Source organism: Epilithonimonas arachidiradicis, from assembly GCF_003610695.1.
GTDB lineage: Bacteria > Bacteroidota > Bacteroidia > Flavobacteriales > Weeksellaceae > Epilithonimonas > Epilithonimonas arachidiradicis.
Genome location: NZ_RAQH01000001.1, coordinates 539,921 through 552,640, shown reverse-complemented (window position 1 = coordinate 552,640; position 12,720 = coordinate 539,921). Strand labels below are relative to the sequence as shown.

Sequence of the window (12,720 nt, the reverse complement as noted above, 5' to 3'; positions counted from 1 at the left end):
AAAATCTAAATCTCACCCTGTCCTATTGTATCAATTTCATTGAGATCCAGATTTCTGTGCAGATCTGTACGGCTGTCATAATATTGCAGCCCGGCATTAACATACATCACATTATACAAAACAAAGGTCACCAGTATCGATATCCCATACATCAGGAACATAAATATCCCAAATCCTCCGGAAAAAACCTGCGTCGGATCTTGCTGCGTTCCCATCTGTGGAATTGTAGCAAAACCGAAAATCATTATCATATATGGGATCATCGTAAAAATGGTCAAAACTACATAAACCATCACAAAAGTGATAACCGTAGATCCCCAATATTTCCAAAACTTGGCTTTACGGGAATCAAACATATCTGCAAAATTGACTCTCATTGCATAACTCAGAGAATCGAAAAAACCTCTTTTTGTACTCAAATAATCGAACAATGTATGATTAACGATATTGACAAATGCCGGCATCAGCAAAATCAATAAGAAAAATCCAATAATGATAATCATTAGAAAAGACGAAATCGCCATCATAATGAGCATCAAAGGTGTGACAATAAATAACATTCCCAAAAAGAAAATGATCATTTTTCCCACATTCTTTCGGATATCAGACAGCATTTGATCCGGTTTAACATTTTTATCTCCGGTTTCTGCAACCCGCTTCATATATAGCACAGGAAAAGCGTACATAATAATGCTAAGCGCAAGAATTAATATAAAAAAAATTGCGAAACCTAAAATCAATAATAAACTGTTATTCTGGAAATAAGCCTGAAAAAAATAAGTGTCTCCATTGACATTAGCGTTCATCAACTGTAAAAAGAATTCCCGATAACCAAATATGAAAATGATGACAAACAACAGCAACAGAATGCCATTAAGCGCAAAATAGTTCTTAAAATAATTTTTACCATATTCTTTGAAAAAGGTAAAAGTATCGCTAATCAAATTACCGAATTTTCTCTCCTGGTACAGCTGCATAGTTTAGTTTTTTGAATACAATATAAGGATATATAAAATAATAAAAGGCAATAACAGATAATGTTCCAAAAATGATAATAATGTTCAGCATCAAAGGCATTGTCTGTGCATATCTTGTCACAAAACCTTCTATAAGCCCTGCAAATATGGTAAATGGAACTGTGCTGAGATAGATTTTGAAACTATTTCTGAAACCCTGTTTAAAAGATTCTGATCTTGATAAAGTTCTGGGAAACAAAATGGAAGCTCCCAAAACAAGTCCGGCCATCGCTTCTACAACCATACCGAAAATCTCGAACGCACCGTGAAGCCAAATTCCTTTTGCACTTTCTAATAGAACATTCTGTGTTTTGAAAAAAAACTGAAATGCTCCTAACATAATGCTGTTCTGCATCAATGCATACAAAGTGCCGATTCCTCCGAAAATCCCGTAGATATACAGCTTTGTGCCTACCACAAGGTTATTAATGATAATCATAAGAGAGGTGCTCCAGTTAGCTCCTGTTCCATAGATAGCTGTCGGATCTCCTTTTTTGATATTTTCCAACGTCTGATTCACATAACCTTCGCCCAATATAAGCGTAGCAAAATCCTTATCATAAACAGACGAAATAACACCAATTCCTACGAATAAAATAAAGAAAACAAATGCATAATACAGATAACGTCTATATTGGTAAACTGTCAGTGGCACTTCTGTAGTAAAAAAGTATTTGATCCGGTTCTCCTCTATCCTTTTAGTTTTATAGATCTTCTGAAAAATCTGTGAGGAGAGAAAATTGAGGTAAACCGTTGTTTTACTTTTCGGATAATAGGTTTGTGAGAATGAGAGATCATTAATCAGATTGATGTAAAGCGACGAAAGATCATCCGGATTTTTTTTCATTTTTCCGTTGATCACCTGCTCGATTTCCAACCATTTTGCTTTATTTTGCTTTATAAAAGCCACTTCTCTCATAATGCTAAAATAATAAAAATATGAATCAGATTGCCATTAATACTTCGCAAAATGTGAATGTTAATTTCACATTGGCCGGTGTTGGAGAAAGGATCTTAGCTTTTTTTATTGATTTGCTGATCAAGGGACTTTATGTATTTATTATATTTTGGCTGATTCGTAATCTTTTTGATTTCGCAGGTTTTGTTAATGGTATGGATGGATGGTCTATCGGCGCCATCATATTTATTATCACATTACCGGTTCACATTTATACTTTAGTTTTAGAAAGCATAATGGAAGGTCAAACCGTCGGAAAAAAATTAATGAAGATCAAGGTGGTGAAGATTGATGGTTATCAGGCTGGATTTGGTGATTACCTGATGAGATGGATTTTCCGGTTAGTTGACATCTATACCAATTCCGGAATTGTTGCCATCTTAAGTATGATTATTTCTAAAAATCATCAACGTCTTGGCGATATCGCAACAGGAACGGCAGTTATTTCCCTTAAAAACAATGTGAATATTTCGCACACTATTCTGGAGCAATTGAAAGAAGATTATGTCCCGACTTTCCCACAGGTTATTTTGTTAAGTGATAATGATGTAAGAATCATCAAAGAAAATTTCCAAAAAGCAGTCAGGGCAGATGACCGTCAAATAATTAATCGATTAACTCTTAAAATTGTAGAAATCCTCAAACTAGATCCCGATTCTATCAAGCTTACCCAAAGACAATTCATCAGCATTGTCATCAAAGATTACAATTTCTATACAGGGAAAGATTTTTAGTAGATTTTGAATCCAATAAGTATATTTGCAGTAATAACCAACTTAAATTGAATCACGTGAAGAAATATCTTTTTCTCATTTTTTGCTTATGTTCCGGCTTTCATTTTTCCCAGACTAAAGAACAGACTGAAACTGCACAACTAGGCGGAATTTCCAGACCGAATTATCGAAATCAACTTATCATCTAACCACACAGACCACGGGAATAAACAATGAAAAATAAACTTCTAACATTAATATTAATGCTCTCATTCGTCAATTTATTTTCTCAAAATAAAGTTCTAACGGAATTTCCTAAAAACCAGCTTCCCTATATTGGTGGTTATGAAGCTTATTACAACGATTTTCATAATATTATTGCAGAACAAAATCTTCAGCCTTGCAATAATAAAAATGAACTCTATCAGTTCAGCGTACTCATAACTTCGGATGCTAGTATCAAATTTATAAAGGATGTCAATGAACAATACGTTGAAAAAAATAAATGTGCTTATAACTTAGCAAGACAAGTTGCACAATACCAAAAAAACTGGAATCCAGCAATTGTAGATGGCTTAAAAGAAAATGCCATAGCGAGATTCATTATATATCCGGATGATCTTTTTGAAAATTTCAGAAATGGCTACACTCCTGTTTTTACAGCTCCTGTTTTTAATTTATCAGAAAAAGATCATTTGGGTGAATTTCAAAAAGACCTTTTAAGCAAGCTGGATCTCAGACGTTTTGACTGGAATGACATTTTCACTGTTGAGACAGAATTCATAATTAATAAGGAAGGGAAAATGGAAAATATCATTCTGACTAAACCTTCTGGATTACATGAATTTGATAAAATGATAATCAACAGCTATAAGAGTATTCGCAAAAAATGGAAACCGGCCACTATAAATGGTATTCCCATTGATTATAGATTTAAACATACTTTGAGAGCTGTTACAGATCCACAATATTAAAATTAGTTCTATTTAATTTCTTATTTTTCAATTTACTGATCTGCCATTCTGTCACAATATTTTGTATCTTTGCAAATTAAATCAACTCAGAAGCTATTCTGAAAATTAAGTTTACAAAAGTGCAGGAAAAATATATAGACGAAACCAAACAAGGAGAAGCTTTTGCGATAGCAGAAAAACCCGAAAACAGCAAAAAATTGTTTTTGGAAAGTTATGGTTGTCAGATGAACTTCTCCGATTCCGAAATCGTTGCATCCATTCTTAACGAACAGGGCTATAATACGACGTTGAAACAGGAAGAAGCAGATTTGATTTTGCTAAATACTTGTTCCATACGTGAAAAAGCAGAGCAAACAGTTCGTATGCGTTTGTCTCAGTTCAAAAATCTTAAAAAAGAAAAACCAAATCTTACCGTTGGTGTTCTTGGCTGTATGGCTGAACGTCTTAAAACCAAATTCTTGGAAGAGGAACAATTGGTTGATTTGGTTGTTGGTCCGGATGCTTACCGAGATCTTCCAAATCTCCTTAAAGAAACCGAAGACGGCAGAGACGCCATCAACGTTATTCTCTCAAAAGAAGAAACTTATGCTGACATCAATCCGGTTCGTTTAGGCGGAAATGGCGTTACGGCTTTTGTGACGATCACAAGAGGTTGTGATAATATGTGTACTTTTTGCGTGGTTCCTTTTACAAGAGGCCGTGAAAGAAGCCGTGATCCGCATTCTATTATTGACGAATGTAAAGATCTCTGGAATAACGGTTATAAAGAAATTACTCTTCTAGGCCAGAATGTTGACTCTTATCTTTGGTATGGCGGCGGTCCGAAAAAGGATTTCGCCAAAGCTTCAGAAATGCAAAAATTAACAGCTGTGGATTTTGCACAATTGCTTGATTTAGTTGCCAATGCCGTTCCTGAAATGAGAATCAGATTCTCGACTTCCAATCCTCAGGATATGAACATTAATGTTTTTGAGGTGATGGCAAAACACAAGAATATCTGCAAATATGTTCACTTGCCGGTTCAAAGCGGTAGCGACAGAATTCTTCAATTAATGAATCGTCAGCACACGCGCCAGGAATATCTGGACCTGATTAAAAAAGCTAAGGAAATTGTTCCGGACATTTCTTTTTCACAAGATATGATCATCGGATTCTGTACAGAAACGGAAGAAGATCATCAGGATACGCTTTCATTGATGAGAGAAGTGGAATATGACTACGGCTATATGTTTGCTTATTCCGAAAGACCGGGAACGCCTGCTCACAAAAAAATGGAAGACGACATCCCAGCAGATATCAAACAAAGACGTCTGGCAGAAGTCATTGCTTTACAAGGTGAACTATCCAGAAAAAGAATGGCTTCTTATGTCGGTAGGGTTCACGAAATACTAATTGAAGGGGTTTCCAAAAAGAATAAAAACCAATGGAAAGGCCGCAATTCTCAAAATGCTGTTTGCGTTTTTGATATGTTGGAAGGACAAAAAATTGGTGACATTGTTTCCGTTTTCGTTCACGGGAACACGCAAGGAACGCTTTTGGGGGAAACGGTTTAATCATTCATAGCCTAGAATTTTTAAACTCAAATTTCAAAAACATCAATTAAACAATGGCAGACTTACAATCTATAAAAAACCGCTTCGGAATCATCGGTAACTTTCCTGCGCTTAACCGTGCTTTGGAAAAAGCTATTCAGGTAGCGCCGACCGATATTTCCGTTCTTGTAATTGGGGAAAGTGGTGTCGGGAAAGAATTCATCCCGAAAATCATTCATTCAGAATCCAGAAGAAAACATCAGCCTTACATTGTTGTCAACTGTGGTGCAATCCCGGAAGGAACGATTGACTCCGAGTTATTTGGTCACGAAAAAGGAGCGTTTACAGGTGCTACCTCTACCAGAAAAGGTTATTTTGAAGTTGCTGACGGCGGAACTATTTTCCTTGATGAAGTCGGAGAATTGCCTTTACAGACTCAGGTTCGGCTTTTGAGAGTTTTGGAAAGCGGCGAGTTTATGAAAGTCGGTTCTTCCCAGGTCCAGAAAACCAATGTAAGAATCGTAGCGGCTACCAACGTTAATATGATGAAAGCCATTCAGGATGGGCGTTTTCGTGAAGATCTGTATTATCGTTTAAACACGGTACAAATTGATATGCCTGCTTTGCGAGAAAGAAAAGGCGACATCCATTTGTTATTTAGAAAGTTTGCGATTGATTTTGCTGAGAAATACAGAATGCCTGAGCTAAGACTGACTGATGATGCGGTTTCTTATCTGGAAAATTATTCATTCCCCGGAAACGTTCGTCAGTTGAGAAATCTGGTAGAGCAAATGACTGTTGTTGAGCAGAATCGTGAAATTAATTCTGTGAAATTAGCAGAATATATCCCGATGAATGCCAACTTACCTGCTGTTGTCCAGAAAAATTCCGGTGGAAACTCCGGGTCAGACTTCAGTTCGGAAAGAGAGATTATGTATAAGATCCTTTTCGATATGAGGAGCGATATTAATGATTTAAAATCCTTAACTTCGGAACTGATTAAAAACAGAGGAAACAGCGATCTGAGTTCTCAGGAAAAAAATCTGATCAACAGAATCTACACACCAGAAACTCAAACTGCTAATCCTAATTCTTTGCTATATTTCGAAAATAATAACCAGAATGAAGTCCATCATCCGACAATCATTTCGGACAACGATGATCATCATTATAATGATGTAGAAGATATCGAAATTGAAGAAGCTAAACCAGAATCCTTGTCACTTCAGAACAACGAAAAAGATTTAATTATCAAAGCTTTGGAAAAACATAAAGGCAGAAGAAACAGAGCCGCGGATGAGTTGGGAATATCGCAAAGAACACTTTACAGAAAAATTAAACAATATAATCTTGAGGATTAAAAAGACTCAGAAAAATGATTCCAATATATCATCGTAATTTATTATTAAGGGCATTCAAAACTTGTATACTGTTACTTGTTTCCTCTTTTTTGATTTCCTGTTATAGTTTCTCGGGCTCTTCTTTGCGGGAAGACATGAAAACGGTAAAGATTAATCCGTTTCCGAATAACGCGGCGAACAACCTGCCAAGTCTGAGTCAGGATTTTACAGTGGCTTTGCAGAACCGTTTTCTACAAAGATCAGGCTTGAAAGGAGCAGTCGAGAATCCGGATCTATTGATCGAAGGAGAAATTACGGATTACAACATTACACCTACGAGTGTTGGAGCTTCCACAACCACGACAACAGGAAACATCATCCAGGCACAGCAAAATAAGCTGACCATTACGATAAAAGTTCATTACGAGAATATTAAAGATCCGACTTTGAACTTTGACCGAACTTATAGTGACGAAGCTGTTTTCAATAGTGATCTAGACCTTAATACAATAGAAACTGCGCAAGTGAAAATCGTGAATGAAAGAATCATCAACAAGATTTTCAATGATATTGTAGCCAACTGGTAAAATATGAATACAAGAGTTTTAGAATTAATCAAAAATCCGAAAATAATTACCGAAAATGACCTGCGGATTTTGGAATCGGAATCGGCAAAAATGCCTTATGCACAAAGTATAAGAGCACTTTACCTCTATGGAATCAATCTTTATCAATCAGAAAATTATAAAGAAAATCTTTCTAAAACCGCCGCTTACACAACTGATAAAAAAATACTTTATCACTTCATTAATTCGGAAAAGAATTCGAAAAAAGAGGAAATTCTACCTCAGATTAGTCCAGAAGAAAGCACTGAAACTCCAACAGTTAATAATACGATCCCGGAAGAGATAAAACCCGCGGAACCTGAATTAATTGCTGAAATTGAAAATGAAGAAAAGCCAGTTCTGAACAAGTTCGATGTTGAGAAAATCATCGAAGTTGAAGAAAAGAATCAGAGTCCGGAATTTGTAGTAGTTGACGGCGAAAAGAATCGTCTTCTGTATGAAGGTGAAGAAAATTTTCTGGAAGAAAAAGCACCAGAAGTCGATCTTGATGCGAGCAAGGAATCTGGTCAATTAATTCTTAAGGAAGAAATTAAGGACATCAACGCTCAGATCGAAGTTGATGAAAACAGATCCGAAGAATCAATTGCTGTACAAGAAGAACCAATTGTTGAAGAAATCAAAACAGAACAATCTGTTGAGGAAGCTGAGTTGGAAACTTCTAACGATATCAGTTTTGGCGGCATTCAGGATTTTCTTCCAGATGTCAAATTCTCGGTCCCAAAAAACCATTTGGATTATCTCAATCCTCCTAAAAAAGAGAAAAAAGAAGAGAAACCGTTTGAAGTAAAAATCAATTCTGAATCTGAAAATAAGGAAGTTTTCGTTGATAAAATTCCGGAAAAAGAATTAGAAATTGATGATGCTAATGGAATCAGTTTTGAAAACACTCAGGCTTTTGAAATCGAAGCAAATAAAAATCAAAACATTGAGTCCGAAATTTTAGAAAAAACTCAGGAAATCAGTTTCGAAAACACACCAACTTTTGAGACAGAAGAAGCTAAAATTGAAGAAACAGAACAACCTGAACCGGAAATAATTTCTCAAACTCCAGAAGTTAAAATTGAGGAAACAATTGAAGAACCTGTTTCTGAATGGAAACCGATGCAATTTTCCAATAATATTCCGGATGCTTTAATCGGAAAAACAGAAGAAAGAGAAATCCCGAAAATTATAGAAAAGACCGAAGTTACTGCATCAATTGAGATAAAGCCTCAAATTGCATCAAAGCCAATTGTTGAAGAAGAAATAAAACCGGTTGAAGAACGTAAAGCCGAAACAGATTCGGAAAGACCTGTTTTCAATGTTTCATTTTTTGGAAACGAAGTTTCTAAAATCGAAGAGAAAAAAGAAGCTCCGCCGATTGAGGAAAAAACCGAAGAAACCACATCAAAAGAAAGTAATGTAGGAACTTTCATCAACACCTGGCAAAGCTGGCTGAAAATCGAAAGACCTGCTGAAGACACTTCAAAAGTAAAAGAAAAAATCATTGATAATTTCATCGAGAATAATCCTAAGATCTCTCAGTTAAAAGAAGAAAGCAACTATGTTGTAAAAGAGAAAAAAGACGATATTTCTCACCTGATGACAGAGACTTTGGCGAAGTTATATACAGAACAGAAGCTGTATTCCAAAGCCATAAAAGCTTACGAAACACTTTCTGAGAAACATCCCGACAAGAAAAATTATTTCGAAGAAAAAATTGAAGAGATTAAAGAAATTAGAAAATCTTAAAACAAAAGTCCCAAATTTGGGACTTTTTTTATTTCAATTCGATTGGATTATTTCTGCTTTTGATTTCTGCTTCCATTTGTTTTTGTCTTTCCTGCTGCTGTTTCGGATCAAAAGAAGGTCCACGCCCACCGCCAGCCGGACCTCTTCCACCGCCACCAGCCTGAGAGCTAAAAAAGCTCATAGGATCTTTCTGGAATTTTTTCTCCATATCCGCATACTTATTTTTCGGAAGATTAATAAATTGACCTCTGGTTTGTGGCTGCTGAACTTCAGCAATTTTCTTAGTCTGCATCAGGTCAAAAGAATAATCGCCTTTTGCATCCTGAACTTTTACGATCAGACCTGGTAATCCGGAAAATTTATACGGTCCATCCTGCAAAGGAACTTCCTGAGTAAACCAGGCATACCAAGTCCTTCCTCCGAATTTAGTCTCGGCTTTTTGGGTTTGATAATCTCCGATTTTCACCGTTTCCGGTAAAATTTTCCAGTCAAAAACAGGCGATTCGTTATAAGAATATTGATCTCTTCCGATTCTTGATTTGTAGACCAAACTTTGATTGGTCAGGTCCTTTTCAATCGTGAATTGCATATTACTCCGCAAATTCTGCATCTGGGTTCTGTCAAAATTTTTGGTTGCTCTCATTCTTTCCATCAGAGAATCTCTCTTCAAAGTATTTTCTGCGTAGAAAAAAGATTTTTTCCCGTCCGTATCCAGATAGGCCTGTTCGGTTTTCTTTTCTGTGTTGGTAGAATCCGGCGTTAATGTCACCTGATAAACAAAACGTGTGCTTTGCTGGGCCATCAGCATTGGCATTGCTAAAACACTTAGTATTTTTAATAATTTCATATCTTATTTATTACTTAATTCTATTGGGTTTGTATTTCCAAAACTCATCATATTACCATTTCCTGTAGAACTTCTTGGTGTACTTCCCATTTGCACATCGGGAGTTCCCATTTCTCCATTCGGCATTCCGCCATTCATTCCTTGTCCCGGTTGACCGCCGAATCTGCCGTTCATTCCATTTCTTTGATGCATCCCTCTTCCACCGCCCGGACTGAAATTATCCAAATCAATTTCAGCATCTTTATTCTTTGCCATTTCCATTTTTACAGAAGCTTTATCACCTTGGAAATTAATTCTTGTCGATTTTCTCGCATCCGGTTTTATATCTTCAGAAAAAGAATTTGGAATTGATAATTTTTTGACGAAATTAAATTTGTAATCGCCTTTATCATCTTCCAATTTCAAAATAAGGCCTGGCAATCCTGATAATTTGTAAGGTCCGTCAGAGATTTTGATTTCCGGCGCAAACCAAGCTGTCCAGATTCTTCCTCCAAAATTGATCGTTGCCTTCTGAACTTTGTAACCATTATAATCCGAGGTTTGCGGAGAAATATTCCAATTCAATTTCCTGTCTTCCTGATAATACACCTGCTTAGAACCAATATTTTCAACAAAATTTATCGTTTTATCAGCGTAATCTTTTGTAATAAAGTATTCAAAAAAAGTCGGCTGAATTGATTTTCCATTTGCTAGTTTTGGAAATTCCGGTTTATTTTTTTTTGATTTTTTGATTTCCGGCTTTTCCTGCTGCCTCAAAACTGTTTTCAAAGAATCCCGCAACAATTTGCTTTCACTAATGAATAATGATCGATTATTTCTCACATCAAGAAAAGTGGTTTCAACCTTCATATCGACAAGATTGATCGTATCCGGATTCACTTCCGTACGATAAACATATCTTTCGGTCTGACTCATCATTTTTCCCAAAAAGGAAAACAGCATCATCAAAATAAAAATCTTCTTCATAAACTAATGGTTTGATTAACAAATCTCAGCAAAGTTAATTATAAGAACAATCAGAATTAATAATTGTTTCTTTTTTGACAACGATTTAACATTAACAAACTGTAATTCATTATAAAACGAAATGATAAAGTCTATTTAAAAATCGTTAAAATAGATGCCGTCGATTTGAGATTGCGAAAATTAGTTCGTACTTTTGTAGACTAAAATCAGTCTAAATAAAAACAATGATACAAGTAAGCGATCAGGCAAAATCCAAAGCAGCTCAGTTGATGACTGAAGAAGGCTTCAACCCTGAGACTGACTATATAAGAGTGGGCGTAAAAAGCGGCGGTTGTTCCGGGCTGGAATACGTTCTGAAGTTTGATAATGTAAAAGGCGAAACCGACCAGATTTTTGAAGACAATGGTGTAAAGATCGTTGTTGACAAAAAGTCAATCCTTTATCTTGCAGGAACCACGCTGGAATATTCCGGAGGATTGAACGGGAAAGGTTTTGTTTTTAATAATCCGAATGCGGCAAGAACTTGCGGCTGTGGAGAATCTTTTAGTTTATAAAATATGTCTAAATACACCGAAGACGACCTGAGAGTCGATCTCGAAAATCAAAAGTATGAATTCGGATTTGAAACAGATATCGAATATGAAGATTTCCCGATAGGTCTGAATGAAGATATCATCCGTGCGATTTCTGCCAAAAAAGAAGAACCGGAATGGATGACCCACTGGCGTCTGGAATCTTTTCGAATCTGGCAAAAAATGGAAGAGCCGAATTGGGCCAACATCAAATATCAAAAACCTGATTTCCAAGCTATCCGATATTATGCTGCGCCAAAGGCAAAACCAGAATTGGCAAGTCTTGATGAAGTGGATCCGGAATTACTGAAAACTTTCGCAAAATTGGGAATCAATATCGAGGAACAAAAAAGATTAGCGAATGTTGCGGTTGATATTGTTGTAGATTCAGTGTCTGTAAAAACAACGTTTCAGGAAACCCTAAAGGAGAAAGGTATTATCTTTTGCTCTATTTCCGAAGCGATCAAAGAACATCCGGAATTGGTAAAACAATATATTGGAAAAGTCGTTCCAAGAGGCGATAATTTCTACGCCGCTCTGAACTCCGCAGTTTTCTCTGACGGAAGTTTCTGCTACATTCCAAAAGGTGTAAGATGTCCAATGGAACTGTCAACTTATTTCCGTATCAATCAATCAGGAACTGGTCAGTTCGAAAGAACTTTGGTCATTGCAGACGAAGGAAGTTATGTATCTTATCTTGAAGGTTGTACAGCACCATCGAGAGATGAGAATCAGCTTCACGCTGCGGTTGTTGAATTGATTGCCTTGGATAATGCGGAAATCAAATATTCTACCGTTCAGAACTGGTATCCTGGTGACGAAGAAGGTAAAGGCGGCGTTTTCAATTTCGTAACGAAAAGAGGACTTTGTGAGAGAAATGCAAAAATTTCCTGGACTCAGGTTGAAACAGGTTCTGCTGTAACTTGGAAATATCCTAGCTGTATTTTGAAAGGAGACAACTCGGTTGGAGAATTTTATTCAATTGCCGTTACCAATATGCACCAATATGCAGATACAGGGACGAAGATGATTCACATCGGGAAGAATACCAAATCAACCATTATTTCCAAAGGTATCTCTGCGGGTAAGTCCAATAACTCTTATCGAGGTTTGGTAAAAGTAATGCCGACTGCAAAAGGAGCGAGAAACTTTTCTCAGTGCGACTCTTTGTTGATGGGTAACGAATGTGGTGCACACACTTTCCCTTACATCGAAATCAAAGACCCGACTGCACAGTTAGAACACGAAGCAACGACTTCGAAAATCGGGGAAGACCAGATTTTCTACTGTAACCAAAGAGGAATTGATACAGAGAGAGCAATTGCTCTAATTGTGAATGGATTCAGTAAAGAAGTTTTGAATAAGCTTCCTATGGAATTTGCCATTGAAGCTCAGAAGTTGTTGGAGATTTCGTTGGAAGGTTCAGTTGGGTAAAATTTAAATTA

The 12,720-nt window shown here is 36.4% G+C and carries 12 protein-coding genes; 8 read left to right on the top strand and 4 right to left on the bottom strand.

The features are described 5' to 3' along the window. Nucleotides 1-5 precede the first annotated feature (5 nt). The gene (locus tag BXY58_RS02625; RefSeq protein WP_120212243.1) at nt 6-977 is read right to left on the bottom strand and encodes an EI24 domain-containing protein; all 972 of its coding nucleotides are present in this window, start codon (nt 975-977) and stop codon (nt 6-8) included. Further along, nucleotides 946-1,935: a stage II sporulation protein M gene (locus BXY58_RS02620; RefSeq protein ID WP_120212242.1), complete on the bottom strand. Its 990-nt coding sequence runs from the start codon at nt 1,933-1,935 to the stop codon at nt 946-948. The genes BXY58_RS02625 and BXY58_RS02620 overlap by 32 nt, the downstream gene beginning before the upstream one ends. A 20-nt stretch (nt 1,936-1,955) precedes the next feature. Here BXY58_RS02620 and BXY58_RS02615 point away from each other — a divergent pair, with 20 nt between their 5' ends. From BXY58_RS02615 to BXY58_RS02590, 6 genes are all read left to right on the top strand, one after another. Next, nucleotides 1,956-2,708, top strand: a complete 753-nt coding sequence (locus BXY58_RS02615; protein ID WP_120212241.1) for an RDD family protein — start codon at nt 1,956-1,958, stop codon at nt 2,706-2,708. A 212-nt stretch (nt 2,709-2,920) separates the two neighbouring features. Further along, a complete protein-coding gene (locus tag BXY58_RS02610; protein WP_147366789.1) occupies nt 2,921-3,661 on the top strand; it encodes an energy transducer TonB in 741 nt (246 codons plus the stop codon). A gap of 119 nt (nt 3,662-3,780) precedes the next feature. Further along, entirely contained in the window at nt 3,781-5,214 is a 1,434-nt protein-coding gene (miaB, locus tag BXY58_RS02605) for a tRNA (N6-isopentenyl adenosine(37)-C2)-methylthiotransferase MiaB (RefSeq protein ID WP_120212239.1), read from the top strand. Nucleotides 5,215-5,267: 53 nt separating this feature from the next. Next, nucleotides 5,268-6,554 (top strand): sigma-54 interaction domain-containing protein, encoded by a 1,287-nt coding sequence (locus tag BXY58_RS02600; protein WP_120212238.1) that lies wholly within the window; start codon nt 5,268-5,270, stop codon nt 6,552-6,554. 14 nt (nt 6,555-6,568) lie between these two features. Continuing rightward, the gene (gene lptE / locus BXY58_RS02595) at nt 6,569-7,120 is read left to right on the top strand and encodes an LPS assembly lipoprotein LptE (RefSeq protein ID WP_120212237.1); all 552 of its coding nucleotides are present in this window, start codon (nt 6,569-6,571) and stop codon (nt 7,118-7,120) included. Between the two features lie 3 nt (nt 7,121-7,123). Continuing rightward, nucleotides 7,124-8,890 carry a hypothetical protein gene (locus tag BXY58_RS02590; RefSeq protein ID WP_120212236.1) on the top strand — a complete coding sequence of 589 codons (1,767 nt, stop codon included), beginning with the start codon at nt 7,124-7,126 and terminating at the stop codon, nt 8,888-8,890. A 28-nt stretch (nt 8,891-8,918) separates the two neighbouring features. Here the strand turns inward: BXY58_RS02590 and BXY58_RS02585 are convergent, their stop codons facing one another. Continuing rightward, nucleotides 8,919-9,737 carry a GLPGLI family protein gene (locus BXY58_RS02585; RefSeq protein WP_120212235.1) on the bottom strand — a complete coding sequence of 273 codons (819 nt, stop codon included), beginning with the start codon at nt 9,735-9,737 and terminating at the stop codon, nt 8,919-8,921. 3 nt (nt 9,738-9,740) lie between these two features. Next, a complete protein-coding gene (locus BXY58_RS02580) occupies nt 9,741-10,703 on the bottom strand; it encodes a GLPGLI family protein (RefSeq protein ID WP_120212234.1) in 963 nt (320 codons plus the stop codon). A 224-nt stretch (nt 10,704-10,927) separates the two neighbouring features. On the opposite strand from BXY58_RS02580, the gene BXY58_RS02575 reads away from it, so the two are divergent. Both BXY58_RS02575 and sufB read left to right on the top strand, forming a co-directional pair. Next, nucleotides 10,928-11,257, top strand: coding sequence for a HesB/IscA family protein (locus BXY58_RS02575; protein WP_120212233.1), 330 nt, complete (start codon nt 10,928-10,930; stop codon nt 11,255-11,257). 3 nt (nt 11,258-11,260) lie between these two features. Further along, nucleotides 11,261-12,709, top strand: coding sequence for a Fe-S cluster assembly protein SufB (sufB, locus tag BXY58_RS02570; protein WP_120212232.1), 1,449 nt, complete (start codon nt 11,261-11,263; stop codon nt 12,707-12,709). Nucleotides 12,710-12,720 lie beyond the last annotated feature (11 nt).

Coding starts and splice junctions, on each gene's coding strand:
- BXY58_RS02625 (WP_120212243.1), bottom strand. CDS start 977: ATGCAGCTGTACCAGGAGAGAAAATTCGGTAATTTGATTAGCGATACT.
- BXY58_RS02620 (WP_120212242.1), bottom strand. CDS start 1,935: ATGAGAGAAGTGGCTTTTATAAAGCAAAATAAAGCAAAATGGTTGGAA.
- BXY58_RS02615 (WP_120212241.1), top strand. CDS start 1,956: ATGAATCAGATTGCCATTAATACTTCGCAAAATGTGAATGTTAATTTC.
- BXY58_RS02610 (WP_147366789.1), top strand. CDS start 2,921: ATGAAAAATAAACTTCTAACATTAATATTAATGCTCTCATTCGTCAAT.
- BXY58_RS02600 (WP_120212238.1), top strand. CDS start 5,268: ATGGCAGACTTACAATCTATAAAAAACCGCTTCGGAATCATCGGTAAC.
- lptE (WP_120212237.1), top strand. CDS start 6,569: ATGATTCCAATATATCATCGTAATTTATTATTAAGGGCATTCAAAACT.
- BXY58_RS02590 (WP_120212236.1), top strand. CDS start 7,124: ATGAATACAAGAGTTTTAGAATTAATCAAAAATCCGAAAATAATTACC.
- BXY58_RS02585 (WP_120212235.1), bottom strand. CDS start 9,737: ATGAAATTATTAAAAATACTAAGTGTTTTAGCAATGCCAATGCTGATG.
- BXY58_RS02580 (WP_120212234.1), bottom strand. CDS start 10,703: ATGAAGAAGATTTTTATTTTGATGATGCTGTTTTCCTTTTTGGGAAAA.
- BXY58_RS02575 (WP_120212233.1), top strand. CDS start 10,928: ATGATACAAGTAAGCGATCAGGCAAAATCCAAAGCAGCTCAGTTGATG.
- sufB (WP_120212232.1), top strand. CDS start 11,261: ATGTCTAAATACACCGAAGACGACCTGAGAGTCGATCTCGAAAATCAA.